The following is a 17,345-nucleotide window of genomic DNA, read 5'->3' on the forward strand; positions in this document are numbered from 1 at the left end:
GGTCCGGCCCGTCTCGGCGCGGCCCCGTCATCCTCCCACGCACCCCTGACCGTGCAGGTCGGATCGAGTCAGCCGTACCGGCGCAAGCACTGTGCAGGGAGCGTTTGCACCCCGCCCTCGCGCTCTCTCAGCAGGCCCTGCTCAAGACCCTCCGTAGGCCGTGCCCAAGATGCCGCTGCGCGCGGCCAGTTCATCCGCACCGGGGAACGGCCCAGGCCGTTGCTTCCCCGGCTCCCCCGGCTCCCCCGGCACCGCATGCACGGAGCCCGGGCAGGAGGGTTCCAGCTCCCTGCCCGGGCTCCACTCGTGCGGAAACGCTCGGGGGACTCGGGGCGAGGCCCCGTCAGTTGTTCGCCGGCATCCACCCCGTCTGGACGAGCTGTCCGCCTCGGCGCCGCGTCTGGAAGTAACCGCGGCCTGCCGGGAGTTGGGTCGGGGAGATGTTGCCCAGCAGCGCACCTTCGGACTTGTCGCCCGAGAGGACGACGCCCTGTGCGCCCAGCTCCTTCATCCGCTGCATCACCGGCTCGTACAGTGCGCGGCTCGCGCCGCCGGAGGAACGGGCGAGGATCACGCGCAGCCCCACGTCCCGTGCGAACGGCAGGTACTCCAGCAGCGGCATCAGCGGGTTCTGCCCGGTTGCCACCAGGTCGTAGTCGTCGATGACGACGAACGCGTCCGGGCTGTCGTACCAGCTGCGGTTGCGGAGCTGCTCCGGCGTGACATCCGGCCCCGGCATGCGCCGCGACATGGAGCCGGCCAGGCCTTCGAGGGTCTCCTGCAGCGCGGGTGCCGCGGCGCAGTACCGCGACATGTGCGCCTCGGGAACACCCTGAAGGTGTGCGCGACGGTAGTCACCGACGACGATCTTGGCCTTGTCCGGCGAGTACCGCTCGGTGATCTGGTGCATGAGGAGCCGCAGCAGTGCGCTCTTGCCGGACTCGCTCTCGCCGAAGACCACGAACAGCGGATCGGTCTCGAAGTTGACGAAGACCGGCCGCAGCGAGCTCTCGTCGATGCCGAACGCCAGGCCGTGGTCGGGGTAGTCGGAGCCCTTGGGGAGCCTGGACGCCTCGAGCATGGTCGGCAGCAGCCGGACCGCGGGTGCCGGCTCGCCCTTCCAGTGTTCGTTGATCGCGCTGATCGTCTGCCGGGTCGCCTCCGGCAGGTCCTCCAGCGTGGCGGAGCCGTCGATGCGTGGCAGCGCCGTCATCAGGTGCAGCTTGTCCGGGCTGAGGCCCCGGCCCGGCATGGCCGCCGGGACGTTCGCCGCGACCTTGCGGTCGATCTCGGACTCGGACGGGTCACCCAGCCGCAGTTCCACGCGGTTCTGCAGGAGGTCCTTGAGCGCGGGACGCACCTCCGTGTACCGCGAAGCGGTGAGGATGAGGTGGACGCCGAAGCCGAGCCCTCGGGTGGCGATGTCTGTGACGTCGGCCTCGAGCATCTCGTAGTCGTTCTTGAACGTCGCCCAGCCGTCGATGACGAGGAAGACGTCGCCCCATTTCTGGTCCGGCAGCTGCCCGGCGGCGCGGCGCTGGCGGAAGGTGGCGATGGAATCGACGTTGTGCGCCCGGAAGTACTCCTCACGCTCGTTGAGAATCGACATGACCTCGCTGACCGTGCGTCGGACCTTCTCCCCGTCGAGACGGTTGGCGACGCCGCCGACGTGGTGCAGGTCCTCCATGGACAGCAGCGAGCCGCCGCCGAAGTCCAGGCAGTAGAACTGCACTTCGGACGGGGTGTGCGTGAGCGCGAACGACGTCATCAGCGTGCGCAGCAGCGTCGACTTGCCGGACTGCGGCCCGCCGATGACGAAGCCGTGACCGGCGGCACCGGAGAAGTCCCGGTAGAGCACGTCGCGGCGCTGCTCGAACGGCTTGTCCAGCAGGGCGACCGGCACCGCGAGGCGGCCGAGGGCCGTGTACTCCGGTGCCGTCAGGCCGCGCTCCGGTGTGGCGGCGAGCGCAGGCAGCAACTGGTCGATGGACGGCGGATCTTCCAGCGGCGGCAGCCACACCTGGTGTGCGGACGGGCCCTGGCCGACCATCTTCTGCACGATCACGTCGAGCACGGTGTCGGCGAGAGCGTCGTCGACCGTGTCGGTGTCCTGGACCTCCGGCTCCGGCGTGACCGGCAGCGCCACAGGCGTGGCCGTGAACATCACGGGACGCGTCTGCGTGGACTGGCTGACCCTGGTCGGACCGGCCGTGCGGTACGCACCGGAGACGTAGGCGGCCTTGAACTGCACCATCGTCTCGGTGTCGTACTTGAGGAAGCCGGCACCCGGGACGTTCGGCAGGTGGTAGGCGTCCGGAACGCCGATGGCGGTACGCGACTCGGCGGCCGAGAAGGTCCGCAGACCGATCCGGTACGACAGGAACGTGTCCAGACCGCGCAGCTTGCCCTCCTCCAGGCGCTGCGAGGCCAGCAACATGTGCACACCCAGCGAACGGCCGATGCGGCCGATCTGGATGAACATGTCGATGAAGTCGGGCTTGGCGGTGAGGAGTTCGCTGAACTCGTCGATGATCAGGACGAGCGACGGCAGCGGATCCAGGGCCGCACCGGCGGCACGCGCCTTCTCGTAGTCCGTGATGTTCGCGTAGTTGCCCGCCCTGCGCAGGGTCTCCTGACGACGGTTGAGCTCACCGGTGATCGCGTCGCGCATGCGGTCGACGAGGGTGAGTTCGTCGGCGAGGTTGGTGATGACCGCCGCGGTGTGCGGCATGTCGGCCATGCCCGTGAAGGTGGCGCCGCCCTTGAAGTCGGCGAGGATGAAGTTGAGCGTCTCGGACGAGTGCGTCACGGCCAGGCCGAGCACGAGCGTGCGCAGGAGCTCCGACTTGCCGGAACCGGTCGCACCGACGCAGAGGCCGTGCGGGCCCATGCCCTCCTGCGACGCCTCCTTGATGTCGAGCATGACCGGCTCGCCCTCGCCGCCGATCCCGATCGGCACACGCAGCCGCTCGTGCAGCGAACGCGGTCGCCAGGTGCGTGCCATGTCGACCGAACCCGCGTCGCCGATGCCCATGAGGTCGGTGAAGTCCAGGTTGGACAGCAGCGGTTCGCCGTCTTCTCCGCTGCCCATGCGCATCGGGGAGAGCTGACGTGCCAGCGCCTCGGCCTGCTCGTAGCTCAGCAGGTCGGGCTTGCCGGAGTACGCCGACTCCCGGCCGACGTACAGGTCGAGGGTGTTCTCCTTCACGTGCACCGTGAGGCCGCCGGACATCTGGTCGTCCAGGGCGCCGGGAGCCACCTCGAGGAACGTGACGCCCTGCAGGCCCTCGGCGCCTGCGAGTTGGGAGTCGGGAGGTATCGAACCGCCGTCGAGGATGACGACGATGTGCGGCTGGTCGGCAACGGGCGTGCCGTCACGGTTCCAGCGGGCGCGGCCGTCGAGCTGGCTGCTGAGCGACTCCTCCAGCTGCCCCAAGTCGTCGTAGAACAGCCGCGCCTGGCCGGCGCCGTCGGACTGCGAGGGGTGCTGCGCGTGCGGCAGCCACTTCGTCCAGTCCCATTCGGCCATCGAGCCCGGGTGGGCGACGACCGCGATCATCAGCTCCTCGGGGGAGTGCAGCGAGGAGAGCTGGCCGATGGCCGCACGTACATTGCCGTAGACCTCCTCCGAACTTCCGGTGACGACCACGTGGTAAAAGGCCCGCAGGCTCACCGCGATGGGCAGGTCCGGAAGTGAACGGTGAATGTCCAGGAAGGACTTCATCGCTTCCGCTGTGAGCGGCTCGAGTTCGTCCTTGGGCGCCGTTTCCGGTGCGACGAGCGGAGTGCTCAACTGCTGCCAGCCCGTGCCGATTCGCACCGACGAGAAGTCGTTGTCCGACGGCCGCCGTTCCCACAGTCTTTTCGGATCACCGGCGATCGCCCACAGCTGATCCGGACTCGGATGCTGATACAGCTGCGCGTTCCGCTGTGCCTCCGAGGTCTTGCGTACGTCCTTCCGGATCTGGTCGAGATAGCGGAAGTAGTCCCTCCGCTCCTGCCCCATCTGGGCACGTCCTCCCCGCCGGGCCTTGATGACCTGCGCGATCGCCATGGCGACCGTCGAGACGGCCATGAGGCCGCCCGCGACCCTCATGTAGGGCGGCGAGCCCGGCATGAAGAAGAATGCGACCGAACCTCCCATGCCCATGACGGGCAGGAGATTCATCCACATGTCGTTGTCGCCGTCGCGCGGCAGTTCAGGTGGGGATTCGAGCTTGACTTCCCCCTCGGGCACGGTCGGCGGCATGACCCGTGGCTGCCGCTTCACGATGACCACACTCACCGTTTCATCAGTCCTTCACGATAAATTCGCAATTACGCACCGACGCCCCCGCCATCGCAACAGCTACCGGTCATGCAGACGCTGATCCTAGTAGGTATGAGAGTCTCCGGGATCCGGAGGACCGACTGTCCGCCGTGGACGGTAAGGTGACCCGCAATCTTCCCCAACTGCTTCCGCCGCGAGGAAGCTTGGGGCAATCCATGGGCCCGGGATGTCTGTAATTCATCGTGACGCCGAGTCCGAGCAGTGAGCAAGCAAGGGGGAACAACAAGGTGGCCACGACCGCAGCGACCGGCTTCTGCCGCGTCACGGTAGTTGCTCCCGGGGGGCGGATCGACGTCGCGCTTCCCGAGGACGTGCCCCTGTCCGACGTCTATCCGGAGATTGCCCGGCTCTCCGGGGGCAGCCCCGCAGAGGGCTCCCTGTCGGGCTATCACCTCGTGCGCCGGGACGGGCGGGTGCTGGAGTCGGGCCTCTCCCTGGCGGGCAACGGCATCCGGGACGGCGAGGTTCTGCTTCTGCGCCCGTTCGCCGATTCGCTGCCCTCCGCGGTCTTCGACGACGTCAGCGACGCGGTCGCCGCGTCGGTCAGGCGTGACCGCGCACTGTGGAACGAACAGCGGATGCGTGTGGCCGGGCTCATCGGCGGCGGCGTGCTGTTGGTGCTCATGGCCTTCGCGCTGTGGTTCGCCGACCCGGTCGAGCACGACATGCACGGGCTCCCCGGCATCATCGCCGCGGCGGCCGGGCTTCTGCTCGTCGCCCTCGCGTGCGTGCGCGCCCGCGTGTACGACGACAGGGCCTCGTCCATCGCCCTCGGCCTCGGAGCCATGCCGCACATCATGGTCGCCGGGTCCGGGGCTCTCCCGCTGCCCGACGGCCAGGGAATCGGCCGGCTCCAGTTCCTGCTCGGCTGCGTCGCGGTGCTGCTCGCGTCCGCGGTACTGATCGCGATCACTCCGAGGGGCGACGGTCCGTTCGTCGCCTCCGCGATCGTCTCCGCCGTCGGCACGGTCTTCACCTTCATCGCCGTCGTCTCCGACATCGGTCCGGTCGACGCGGCGGCCATCGCCGCCCCCGTCTCTGTCGGCACCATCGCCTTCCTGCCCGGCTTCTCCGCCCGCTTCGCCCGGCTGCCCATAGGCTTCGAGCCCCGCGCGGGCGGCCCCGGCGGCTACGACGACGGCCAGGACGCCTCCCGCGGCACCCAGGGTCCCGTCGACGCCGAGCGCATCGCGGCCCAGGCCCGCCGGGGTCACGAGATGCTCGTCGGCCTCGTCGGCGGCTGGTGCGCCGCCGTGGTCGGATCGGCGGCCGTGCTGGGCTTCTCCCAGAGCGGCTGGGGCCAGCTGCTCGCCCTCGCGACCGGCATCTCGATGCTGCTGCGGGCCCGGCTCTTCCGCTACACCTCCCAGGTCGCCTGCGCCCTCGTCGCGGGCCTCGGCGCCCTCACTCTGCTCGCGCTGGGGCTCTCGCTCAACCCGCCGGCGCAGCTCGTCCGTGAGTTCGTCACCGGCGACAGCGCGGGGCTCGACGTGCGTACGGTCTGGATCGCGGCGTCCATCGCGCTCGCCGCCGCCTTGGTCACCGCCATCGGCCTGATCGTCCCGCGGACGGGGCTGACCCCCTTCTGGGGCCGGTTCATGGAGCTGACCGAGACCTTCGTGCTGCTCTCGCTGATCCCGCTCTGCCTCGCGGTCATGGACGTCTACGCCGACGTCCGCGGCTCCATCGGAGGCTGACCGGGCCCGCCGGTGCGCAGGTCGGCTTCCGTATCCGCCCGTCCCCAACAGCTGCACAGGGGGCGGGCGGAGGCATGCTGCGGCGCTGGTAGGCTGGTGCGGCCCTCCGAGTAATCGAAGCATCCCCTGAGGCGAAGACCAGGGGCGCTCGCGGGCAGAACCCATGAGGAGTACGCGTGTCGTCTCTCGATGTCGCAACCAAGAAGAAGATCATTTCCGAGTTCGCCACCAAGGAAGGTGACACCGGCTCCCCCGAGGTCCAGGTGGCGCTGCTTTCCCGCCGCATCTCGGACCTGACCGAGCACCTGAAGACGCACAAGCACGACCACCACTCCCGCCGTGGTCTGCTGCTGCTGGTCGGCCAGCGCCGCCGCCTCCTGCAGTACCTGGCGAAGAAGGACATCACGCGCTTCCGTGCGCTCGTCGAACGCCTCGGCATCCGCCGTGGCGCGGCCGGCGCCCGCTGACATGTGACGGAGGGAGCGGTTCCCATCTCAGGGGACCGCTCCCTTCGCCATACCTGAAGGGACCGGAAGGTTTGTAGGCTGGTCCCTGCACGACGTACAACGAAGACCGCGCCCCACAGGACAGCGGTCGCAGACACACAGACACAGGCAAGACGCGGCAGGCGCGCCCCGCCCGTAGCCGGTCCTCGGTAGTGGCCCCCGGACACAGACGTTCCGGGTGCTTCGATCGAAGACCGGCCCGCACACGGAGCGCTCCTCCGCAGCCGGTCCGCCACCACACGGGTGCCGGACACATACGAGGAGATATCCCTGGTGGAGAACGAGACCCACTACGCCGAAGCCGTCATCGACAACGGCACCTTCGGCACCCGCACCATCCGATTCGAGACGGGCCGGCTGGCCAGGCAGGCAGCCGGCTCCGCCGTGGCGTACCTGGACGACGACACCATGGTGCTGTCGGCCACAACCGCCTCCAAGCAGCCCAAAGACCAGCTCGACTTCTTCCCGCTCACGGTCGACGTCGAGGAGCGGATGTACGCGGCCGGCAAGATCCCAGGCTCCTTCTTCCGCCGTGAGGGCCGTCCGTCTGAGGACGCGATCCTCACCTGCCGGCTGATCGACCGTCCGCTGCGCCCCTCGTTCAAGAAGGGCCTGCGCAACGAGATCCAGATCGTCGAGACGATCATGGCGCTCAACCCCGACCACCTCTACGACGTGGTCGCCATCAACGCCGCCTCCTGCTCGACGCAGCTGTCGGGTCTGCCCTTCTCGGGGCCCATCGGCGCCACCCGCGTCGCCCTCATCCGCGGTCAGTGGGTCGCCTTCCCGACCCACACGGAACTCGAGGACGCCGTCTTCGACATGGTCGTTGCCGGCCGCACTCTCCCCGACGGTGACGTCGCGGTGATGATGGTCGAGGCCGAGGCCACCGAGAAGACCGTCGAGCTGGTCCAGGGCGGTGCGGAGGCCCCCACCGAGGAGATCGTCGCCGCCGGTCTCGAGGCCGCCAAGCCCTTCATCAAGGTGCTGTGCAAGGCCCAGGCCGACCTCGCCGCCAAAGCCGCCAAGCCGGTCGGTGAGTTCCCGATCTACCTGGACCACCAGGACGACGTACTCGAGGCCCTCACCGCGGCAGTCCGTGACGAGCTCTCCCAGGCCCTCACCATCCCCGCCAAGCAGGAGCGCGAGGCCGAGCTGGACCGTGTGAAGGGTCTCGCCGCCGAGAAGCTCATCCCGCAGTTCGAGGGCCGCGAGAAGGAGATCTCCGCCGCGTACCGGACGCTGACCAAGGAACTGGTCCGCGACCGCGTCATCAAGGAGAAGAAGCGCATCGACGGCCGCGGCGTCACGGACATCCGTACGCTCGCCGCCGAGGTCGAGGCGATCCCGCGGGTCCACGGCTCGGCGCTCTTCGAGCGCGGGGAGACGCAGATCCTCGGTGTGACGACGCTGAACATGCTGCGCATGGAACAGCAGCTGGACACCCTCTCGCCGGTGACCCGCAAGCGGTACATGCACAACTACAACTTCCCGCCCTACTCCACCGGTGAGACGGGCCGCGTCGGCTCGCCGAAGCGCCGCGAGATCGGCCACGGCGCGCTCGCGGAGCGTGCGCTCATGCCGGTGCTGCCGACCCGCGAGGAGTTCCCCTACGCGATCCGCCAGGTCTCCGAGGCGCTCGGCTCCAACGGCTCGACGTCCATGGGCTCGGTCTGCGCTTCCACCATGTCGCTGCTGAACGCCGGTGTGCCGCTCAAGGCGCCCGTCGCCGGCATCGCCATGGGCCTGATCTCCAAGGAGATCGAGGGCGAGACCCACTACGTCACCCTCACCGACATCCTCGGTGCGGAGGACGCCTTCGGCGACATGGACTTCAAGGTCGCCGGCACCCGGCAGTTCGTCACCGCCCTCCAACTCGACACCAAGCTGGACGGCATCCCGGCCTCCGTTCTCGCCGCGGCGCTCAAGCAGGCCCGCGACGCGCGTCTGCACATCCTCGACGTGATGAACGAGGCCATCGACGTACCGGACGAGATGTCCCCCAACGCCCCGCGGATCATCACCGTGAAGATCCCCGTGGACAAGATCGGTGAGGTCATCGGCCCCAAGGGCAAGATGATCAACCAGATCCAGGAGGACACGGGCGCCGACATCACCATCGAGGACGACGGCACCATCTACATCGGCGCCGCCGACGGTCCCGCCGCCGAGGCCGCCCGTGCCACGATCAACGGCATCGCCAACCCGACGATGCCCGAGGTCGGCGAGCGTTACCTGGGGACCGTGGTCAAGACGACCACGTTCGGCGCCTTCGTCTCGCTGCTTCCCGGCAAGGACGGACTGCTGCACATCTCGCAGATCCGCAAGCTCGCCGGCGGCAAGCGCGTCGAGAACGTCGAGGACGTGCTCGGTGTCGGCCAGAAGGTCCAGGTCGAGATCGCCGAGATCGACCAGCGGGGCAAGCTCTCGCTGATCCCCGTTCTGGAGGACGAGGAGTCCGAGGGCTCCGGTGACTCCGAGCAGAAGGACTCCGCGTCGGCCGACGCCGCCGCGGGTGACAAGTGACACATGCGCACCGTGCGACGGCCCGCCCCACCTCTGCGGAGGGGCGGGCCGTCGCCCGTACACCATCGGGAGTGAAGGCGATGTCAGGCGGCCGCCCGGACACAGGCGGCGAGGTCCGCAAGACGGTCCTGCCGGGCGGCCTGCGCGTCGTCACCGAGACGGTGCCCACGGTCCGCTCGGCGACCCTCGGGATCTGGGCGCACGTCGGTTCCCGCGACGAGACGCCGGCGCTGGGCGGCGCCACCCACTATCTGGAGCATCTGCTCTTCAAGGGCACGAAGCGGCGCAGCGCCCTCGACATCTCGGCCGCGCTGGACGCCGTCGGCGGTGAGATGAACGCCTTCACCGCCAAAGAGTTCACCTGCTACTACGCACGCGTCCTCGACTCCGACCTGCCTCTCGCCATCGACGTCGTCGGTGACATGCTCACCAGTTCGGTTCTCGACGCGGCGGAGATCGAGGCCGAGAGAGGCGTCATCCTCGAAGAGATCGCGATGACCGAGGACGATCCCGGCGACTGCGTGCACGACCTCTTCGCCCGCGCCCTGCTGGGCGATTCACCGCTGGGCCGCCCGGTGCTGGGCACCGTCGAGACGGTCAACGACTTCACGCGCGACCGCCTGGCGCGCTTCTACCGCAAGCACTACGACCCGCCGCACCTGGTCGTGGCCGCCGCCGGCAACCTCGACCACGACACCGTCGTGAGCCAGGTGCGGGCGGCCTTCGACAGGGCGGGCGCCCTGGAGCGTGCCGACGGCCGGGAGCCCGTCGCTCCGCGCGCCGGCGTACGTCCCCTGCGTGCCCGTGGCCGCGTGGAGATCGCCGACCGCAGCACGGAACAGGCCCACCTCGTCCTCGGAATGCCGGGCTACTCCCGCAACGACGACCGCCGTTGGGCGCTCGGCGTGCTCAGTGCGGCCCTCGGCGGCGGAATGAGCTCCCGGCTCTTCCAGGAGATCCGCGAGAAGCGCGGCCTGGCCTACAGCACGTACGCCTACACCTCGGGATTCGCCGACTGCGGCCTGTTCGGCGTCTACGCCGGCTGCCGGCCCGGCCAGCTCTCCGACGTGCTCAAGATCTGCCGCGACGAGCTGGACCAGGCAGCCACGCACGGCCTTCCCGACGACGAACTGCGCCGTGCCGTCGGTCAGTTGTCGGGTGCCACGGTGCTCGGGCTGGAGGACACGGGCGCACTCATGCACCGCCTCGGCAAGAGCGAACTGTGCTGGGGCGAACAGCTGTCGGTCGACGAGATGCTGGCCAAGATCTCCGCCGTCACGCCCGACGACGTACGCGAGGTCGCCCGGGACGTCCTCGGCCGGCGCCCCTCGCTCGCCGTCATCGGACCGCTCACCGACCGCCAGACGACCCAGCTCCACGAGGCCGTCGCCTGACGACCGTCCCGCACCCCGTCCAATGTCCCCGCCAGGATCCGGCGGCACCACCGGTCCGGGCAGTCTCGAAGGAACGAACAATGAGCAAGCTGCGCGTGGCCGTCCTCGGCTCGGAGGGACGGATGGGTTCCGAGGCCGTACAGGCAGTGGAAGCCGCCGACGACATGGAACTGGCCGTCGCTCTCGACCGCGACGACGACCTCGCCGACCTCACGCGATCCGGCGCCGAGGTCGCCGTCGACCTGACGCACCCCGACGCCGTGATGGGCAACCTCGAGCACTGCGTCGCGGCCGGCATCCACGCCGTCGTCGGCACCACCGGCTGGACGGACGAGCGGCTCGACGCCGTACGGGGCTGGCTCGCAGCCTCACCCGGCACCGGCGTGCTCATCGCCCCCAACTTCGGCATCGGCGCGGTCCTGACCATGCAGTTCGCACAGCAGGCGGCCCGATTCTTCGAATCCGTCGAGGTCGTCGAGCTGCACCACCCGAACAAGGCGGACGCACCGAGCGGCACGGCCGTACGCACGGCACAGCTCATCGCCTCCGCCCGTGGGGAAGCCGACCTTCCCGGACAGCCCGACGCAACGTCGACGTCCCTGGACGGTGCACGTGGCGCGGACGTCGACGGCGTTCCGGTGCACGCCGTACGGCTGCGCGGTCTCGTCGCCCACCAGGAGGTGCTGTTCGGAGGCGAGGGCGAGACCCTCACCATCCGGCACGACTCGCTGCACCGCAGCTCGTTCATGCCCGGTGTGCTCCTCGGAGTGCGCCGCGTCGGCTCCACCCCGGGACTCACCTACGGTCTGGAGCACTTCCTCGACCTGGACGGATGACGGCGTGCGGGCCAAGATCACGTACTTCACCCTGGCTGCCGTCCTGGTCGCCTACTTCGTGCTGGCAGGCAGCCGCGGAGTGCTGCTGATCGAACAGGGCACGCCGGTCACCGTGGCCCTCGGTCTTGCGGTCCTCGTCCTGCCGCTGATCGGTGTCTGGTTCCTGTGGCAGACGACCCGCTTCGCCCGGAACGCCGAGCGGCTGGCGCGGGAGCTGGAAGCGGAGGGCGGGCTGCCGCTCGACGAGCTTCGGCGTACGCCGTCGGGCCGCATCGACCGGGAGTCGGCCGACGAGGTGTTCGCCCGCAGAAAGGCCGAAACCGAACGGGCCCCCGACGACTGGCGCTGCTGGTTCCGTCTCGCGGTCGCCTACCGCGACGCCCGTGACACCCCTCGCGCGCGCAAGGCCATGCAGCGCGCCATCACGCTGCATGACGACCAGCAGCAGGGGCAGCAGGGCGTTTCCTGAGCAACGCCCCCACAGCCTGGGCGCGAGTCCTAACGGCCTGCCGTTGAGTACGCGGCGGGCTGCGACTCGGCCGCCCACCCCTCTATGACGTCCGCGGCCCGGTCGAACGCCTCGGGCCGGGACAGAAAGTCGGCGTTGTGATCGGTGAGCAGCGTGCGCAGCGGCTCCCCGTCACCGGCCCGTACGACGTGCAGCGCCTGCCCCTGCACGGTGCGCGGGAGCCCGAGCCACCGCACGGGCTGCTGAACCGTTCGTACGGCGGCCACCTCGGCCCAGCGCAGCGTCACCGTGTTCAGCAGTCCGACCCGGCGCAGACCGTGCGCGGAGACCCATACGCCCACGCGCAGCAGCCGCAGCGCGAGCCCGATCACGGCCAGCGCGGCGCCGAGGCAGACGAGCGCGCCCGTGAGGGCCCCGGCTAGGGCGATGATCAGGGCAGAGAAGAGCATGTACGAGGCGAGCAAGAGAATCAGGGCGGCGCCGCCGACCCTCCAGGGTCCGGGACGGTACGGGCGGCGCCAGTGCTCACGGGCGTCGTACGGCAGAGGGCTGGGCTCCGGGTGCTCGGCCGCGCCGGTTTGTCCTGCGGCCGTCATGAAGGGCAGGGGCACTGGTGGTCCTCGCTCAAACGGTCTCGATCGGGTGGATCGGGTGATGCGCGTGGACACTAGCGAGGTGTGCGGGACCCGGCCAGCCCGGCAGGTCGGCGCGGCGCGTCGTCGAACGGAAGCCGGCCGGGCAGCAGTGCCCGGCCGGAGAAGTGCGAACGCCCGAGACCGTCAGCGGCTCTCGGCGGCGGCGGGCCCGTGGTGCTGCGACTGACGCTCGGGATCGAGCGCGGGCACACCCAGAATCAGCGAGCCGACCAGCCCCGCCACCACGGTCAGGCCGAACAGCGCGCTGCCTGCCTTCTCGGTGACGCTGCGCTGGGTAGGGGGCGGCGGTGTGACATTGCTGCGGAACCGGTCGGCGTCGGCGATGAACGCGAACGGTACGGACTCTCCGCGGCGGAACATGGGCAGGGAACTCCTGTCGAGATCGTTTTGGAAAGGGTTTCGTAGGTAGAACGCCCATGACGGCTGAGAAGTGCCGGGTAAAAGTGGACGTGCGTTAAAAAATACCAAGCGCCGCCGCACCTTCATGCACCGACCCCCCTTATCGAGTCAGACAACCCCTTTTGTCCGGACAGAAGCCGTCCGTCAGGCGCAACGGGCAGGCGGGACGCCGCACTCCGGGCTGTCCCGCGGACTCGGGCGCGGAGCAGGTCAAGGCGCCCTCCGGGCAGGGCCAGGAGCTGTCGGTGGTGCGCCGTAGGCTGGGCGCGCCCGGCAGCCGCACGACCCGGAGGAACCACCCGTGACCGACACCTCAGACCAGTCCGCCGCCGCCCCGAGTTTCCGCGGAGACATGACCGTCGAGCTGGTCAAGCACAGCGCTGCCGACACCGATGTGCTGTGGGCCGCCCGGGTCTCCACGGGGGGCGAGAAATCCCTGGAGGAGCTGCACAAGGACCCCGCGCGCTCCAAGGGGCTGATCAACTACCTGATGCGCGACCGCCACGGAAGCCCTTTCGAGCACAACTCGATGACCTTCTTCATCAGTGCACCCCTCTTCGTCTTCCGGGAGTTCCACAGGCACCGCGTCGGCTGGTCCTACAACGAGGAGTCCGGCCGCTACCGCCGGCTGGAGCCCGTCTTCTACACCCCCGACGCCACCCGCAAGCTCGTCCAGCAGGGCCGGCCGGGGAAGTACGAGTTCGTGGAGGGCACCCCCGAGCAGCACGAGCTGACGGTCTCGGCGATGGAGGATTCCTACCGCCAGGCGTACGAGACCTACCGGCGGATGCTTGATGCCGGTGTCGCCCGCGAGGTGGCTCGCGCCGTTCTCCCGGTCGGGCTGTACTCCTCGATGTACGCGACGTGCAACGCCCGCTCCCTCATGCACTTCCTCGGCCTGCGTACCCAGCACGAGGACGCGAAGGTGCCGTCCTTCCCGCAGCGGGAGATCGAAATGGTGGGCGAGCTGATGGAGGAGCAGTGGGGGAAGCTCATGCCGCTGACCTACGAGGCCTTCAACGCAAACGGCCGGGTCGCCCCGTAGGTGCCCGGATTGCACGCTTTCGCGTAGTACGTCTACGCTGAAATCACGGCCCGGCACTGCTTGAACCCCCGAGCAGGCAGTGCCGGGTCTCCCTCGCCCAGGCGTCCTCGAGGGGTGTGGACACCGCCTTCGCCTCCTCCCGGATGACCATGACCATGGCCCCGAGGGGGCACGACAGCCCGGCCTGCGAGTAGCGTGGACCTCATGGCTCCGACCTCCACACCGCACACGCCCTTCGGGCGGGTCCTCACAGCGATGGTCTCGCCGTTCACCGCAGACGGCGCACTCGACCTCGACGGCGCGCAGCGGCTCGCCGTTCACCTCGTGGATTCCGGCAATGACGGCCTGATCGTCAACGGCACCACAGGCGAGTCCCCGACGACCAGCGATGTCGAGAAAGCCCAGCTCGTACGGGCAGTGGTCGAGGCGGTCGGAGACCGCGCGCACGTCGTCGCCGGGGCCGGCACGAACGACACCGCGCACAGCCTCGAACTCGCCCGTGACGCCGCCAAGGCGGGCGCGCACGGTCTTCTCGCGGTGACGCCGTACTACAGCAAGCCGCCGCAGGAAGGCCTCTACCGGCACTTCACCGCGATCGCCGACGCCACCGAACTCCCGGTGATGCTCTACGACATCCCCGGCCGCTCCGGCGTACCGATCAACACCGAGACGATCGTCCGGCTCGCGGAGCACCCGCGCATCGTCGCCAACAAGGACGCCAAGGGCGACCTGGGCCGTGCCAGTTGGGCCATCGCCACCAGCGGCCTCGCCTGGTACAGCGGTGACGACATGCTCAACCTGCCGCTGCTCTCCGTCGGCGCGATCGGCTACGTCTCGGTCGTCGGGCACCTGGTCACGCCCGAGCTGCGTTCGATGCTCGAGGCCCACCTCAGCGGTGATGTGACGAAGGCCACCGAGATCCATCAGAAGCTGCTGCCCGTCTTCACGGGCATGTTCCGCACGCAGGGTGTCATCACGACGAAGGCGGCGCTCACCCTTCGCGGACTGCCTGGGGGACCGCTGCGCATGCCGCTCGTGGAGCTCTCCACGGAGGAGACCCAGCAGCTGCGGCACGACCTCGCCCACGGCGGCGTAGAGATTTGAAACCGACGTCATAACTCCATAACGGGCAACAACGGAAACACCCAGACATAGTCAGTACGAGCGAAGAGCATTCAAACCCATTCACGAATATCGCGCGCGCCACGTGTCCCACGGGGTCCCTCAGTCGGAGGCCAGTGGGTTCCCCATGCCAAGGGCCAGGGGGGAGCGTGGCGCGCGTGTGGTGAGGAGAGTCTTTTGAGTCATCCGCATCCCGAACTCGGCTCGCCGCCGAAGCTGGCCGAAGGCGGCCTGCGCATCACACCGCTCGGCGGCCTCGGCGAGATCGGCCGCAACATGACGGTCATCGAATACGGCGGCCGGCTGCTGATCATCGACTGCGGCGTCCTCTTCCCGGAGGAGGAGCAGCCCGGGGTCGACTTGATCCTTCCCGACTTCACCAGCCTGCGGGACCGCCTCGACGACATTGACGGCATCGTCCTGACGCACGGGCACGAGGACCACATCGGTGGCGTACCGTTCCTGCTGCGTGAGAAGGCCGACATCCCGCTCATCGGGTCCAAGCTGACCCTCGCGCTGATCGAGGCGAAGCTCCAGGAGCACCGCATCCGCCCGTACACGCTGGAGGTCGAGGAAGGCCACCGCGAGCGCATCGGTCCCTTCGACTGCGAGTTCGTACCGGTCAACCACTCCATCCCGGACGCGCTGGCCGTCGCCATCCGCACACCCGCCGGAATGCTGGTGCACACCGGCGACTTCAAGATGGACCAGCTCCCGCTGGACGGGCGTCTCACCGACCTGCGGGCCTTCGCGCGCCTCGGTGAGGAGGGCATCGACCTCCTCCTGAGCGACTCGACGAACGCAGAGGTGCCCGGCTTCGTCCCGCCCGAGCGGGAGATCTCCGGCGTGCTGCGCCAGGTCTTCGCCAGCGCGCAGAAACGCATCATCGTGGCGAGCTTCGCCAGCCATGTGCACCGGATCCAGCAAATCCTCGACGCTGCCCACGAGTTCGGACGCCGCGTCGCCTTCGTCGGCCGCTCGATGGTCCGCAACATGGGCATCGCACGCGACCTCGGCTACCTCAACGTCCCGGCCGGCCTCGTCGTCGACGTCAAGACGCTCGACGACCTTCCCGAGGACGAAGTGGTCCTGGTCTGTACGGGGTCGCAGGGTGAACCGATGGCCGCACTGTCCCGGATGGCCAACCGCGACCACCAGATCCGCATCGTCCAGGGCGACACCGTGATCCTGGCCTCGTCCCTGATCCCGGGCAACGAGAACGCCGTGTACAGGGTGATCAACGGCCTCTCGCGCTGGGGCGCCAACGTCGTGCACAAGGGCAACGCCAAGGTCCACGTCTCCGGGCACGCGTCTGCGGGCGAGCTGCTGTACTTCTACAACATCTGCCAGCCCAAGAATCTGATGCCGGTGCACGGGGAGTGGCGACACCTGCGCGCCAACGCGGAGTTGGGGGCGCAGACCGGCATCCCGCGCGACCGCGTCGTCATCGCCGAGGACGGAGTGGTCGTCGACCTGATCGACGGCAAGGCCAAGATCGCCGGCAAGGTGGTCGCCGGCTACGTGTACGTGGACGGGCTCTCCGTCGGCGATGTCACGGAGTCCTCTCTCAAGGACCGCCGCATCCTCGGCGACGAGGGAATCATCTCCGTCTTCGTCGTCGTCGACAGCAGCACGGGCAAGATCGTCGGCGGACCGCACGTCCAGTCGCGGGGTTCGGGCATCGACGAGGCCGAATTCGAACAGGTCGTGCCGAAGATCGACGAGGCACTGGGCAAGGCGGCCCAGGACGGCGTCGCCGAGACGCACCAACTCCAGCAGCTGGTGCGGCGGACCGTGGGCAAGTGGGTCTCCGACACTTACCGCCGCCGCCCGATGATCCTCCCCGTGGTCGTCGAGGTCTGAGGCCCAACACCGGGCGGAGCGCCTCGATTTGCATCCAGGCGCTCCGCTCCAGTAGGTTTACAGCTCCAACTCACCGGGTACCGGGCGATCTTCGCCCAGGGATACCCGTGACCAGGCTCAACTCGACGGTCCGGTAAACGGATTCGGAAAGTGCCCTGGTAGGGTTGGAAACACCGAGAGGGAAGCGCCCGGAGTGGCCCGTGAGGGTTGTGATGGAAGCGTCCGTTCTTTGAGAACTCAACAGCGTGCCAAAAGTCAACGCCAGATATGTTGATACCCCGCATCCCCGGGTTTTTGGGGGTGTGGATTTCTTTGATGACAGCGAGGACGCTGTGCACGACCGGGATTATTCCTCCTGGTTGTGCCGCTCTTTGTGGTCTGTCTTTTTGAAGGCATTCACGGAGAGTTTGATCCTGGCTCAGGACGAACGCTGGCGGCGTGCTTAACACATGCAAGTCGAACGATGAAGCCCTTTCGGGGGTGGATTAGTGGCGAACGGGTG

The 17,345-nt window shown here is 68.7% G+C and carries 12 protein-coding genes and 1 rRNA gene; 10 read left to right on the forward strand and 3 right to left on the reverse strand.

Going from position 1 to position 17,345, the window contains the following annotated elements; translation table 11 throughout:
- Positions 1-343: 343 nt before the first annotated feature.
- Positions 344-4,285 (reverse strand): type VII secretion protein EccC, encoded by a 3,942-nt coding sequence (locus I004_RS0110730; protein WP_028435491.1) that lies wholly within the window; start codon positions 4,283-4,285, stop codon positions 344-346.
- Positions 4,286-4,509: 224 nt separating this feature from the next.
- Here I004_RS0110730 and eccD point away from each other — a divergent pair, with 224 nt between their 5' ends.
- The 6 genes from eccD (at position 4,510) to I004_RS0110760 (ending at position 11,758) form a co-directional block, all read left to right on the forward strand.
- Entirely contained in the window at positions 4,510-6,027 is a 1,518-nt protein-coding gene (eccD, locus tag I004_RS0110735) for a type VII secretion integral membrane protein EccD (RefSeq protein WP_037975667.1), read from the forward strand.
- A 176-nt stretch (positions 6,028-6,203) separates the two neighbouring features.
- Entirely contained in the window at positions 6,204-6,494 is a 291-nt protein-coding gene (gene rpsO, locus I004_RS0110740; protein ID WP_028435493.1) for a 30S ribosomal protein S15, read from the forward strand.
- Between the two features lie 312 nt (positions 6,495-6,806).
- Positions 6,807-9,059, forward strand: a complete 2,253-nt coding sequence (locus tag I004_RS0110745) for a polyribonucleotide nucleotidyltransferase (RefSeq protein ID WP_037975783.1) — start codon at positions 6,807-6,809, stop codon at positions 9,057-9,059.
- Positions 9,060-9,139: 80 nt separating this feature from the next.
- Positions 9,140-10,453: a M16 family metallopeptidase gene (locus I004_RS0110750; RefSeq protein ID WP_078510991.1), complete on the forward strand. Its 1,314-nt coding sequence runs from the start codon at positions 9,140-9,142 to the stop codon at positions 10,451-10,453.
- 80 nt (positions 10,454-10,533) lie between these two features.
- Positions 10,534-11,289 (forward strand): 4-hydroxy-tetrahydrodipicolinate reductase, encoded by a 756-nt coding sequence (gene dapB, locus I004_RS0110755; protein WP_028435496.1) that lies wholly within the window; start codon positions 10,534-10,536, stop codon positions 11,287-11,289.
- Between the two features lie 4 nt (positions 11,290-11,293).
- Positions 11,294-11,758 (forward strand): hypothetical protein, encoded by a 465-nt coding sequence (locus I004_RS0110760; protein ID WP_028435497.1) that lies wholly within the window; start codon positions 11,294-11,296, stop codon positions 11,756-11,758.
- A 29-nt stretch (positions 11,759-11,787) separates the two neighbouring features.
- On the opposite strand, the gene I004_RS0110765 is transcribed toward I004_RS0110760, so the two are convergent.
- Both I004_RS0110765 and I004_RS0110770 read right to left on the reverse strand, forming a co-directional pair.
- Positions 11,788-12,369: a hypothetical protein gene (locus I004_RS0110765; protein ID WP_028435498.1), complete on the reverse strand. Its 582-nt coding sequence runs from the start codon at positions 12,367-12,369 to the stop codon at positions 11,788-11,790.
- 168 nt (positions 12,370-12,537) lie between these two features.
- Positions 12,538-12,774 (reverse strand): hypothetical protein, encoded by a 237-nt coding sequence (locus I004_RS0110770; RefSeq protein WP_028435499.1) that lies wholly within the window; start codon positions 12,772-12,774, stop codon positions 12,538-12,540.
- Between the two features lie 391 nt (positions 12,775-13,165).
- On the opposite strand from I004_RS0110770, the gene thyX reads away from it, so the two are divergent.
- The 4 genes from thyX to I004_RS0110790 form a co-directional block, all read left to right on the forward strand.
- Positions 13,166-13,858, forward strand: coding sequence for an FAD-dependent thymidylate synthase (thyX, locus tag I004_RS0110775; protein ID WP_486579893.1), 693 nt, complete (start codon positions 13,166-13,168; stop codon positions 13,856-13,858).
- Between the two features lie 204 nt (positions 13,859-14,062).
- The gene (gene dapA / locus I004_RS0110780) at positions 14,063-14,962 is read left to right on the forward strand and encodes a 4-hydroxy-tetrahydrodipicolinate synthase (RefSeq protein ID WP_028435501.1); all 900 of its coding nucleotides are present in this window, start codon (positions 14,063-14,065) and stop codon (positions 14,960-14,962) included.
- 195 nt (positions 14,963-15,157) lie between these two features.
- Positions 15,158-16,843: a ribonuclease J gene (locus I004_RS0110785; protein WP_028435502.1), complete on the forward strand. Its 1,686-nt coding sequence runs from the start codon at positions 15,158-15,160 to the stop codon at positions 16,841-16,843.
- 395 nt (positions 16,844-17,238) lie between these two features.
- Positions 17,239-17,345: ribosomal RNA gene (locus tag I004_RS0110790) — 16S ribosomal RNA — on the forward strand; the annotation flags it as partial.

The sequence above is a fragment of the Streptomyces sp. TAA486 genome, assembly GCF_000426165.1.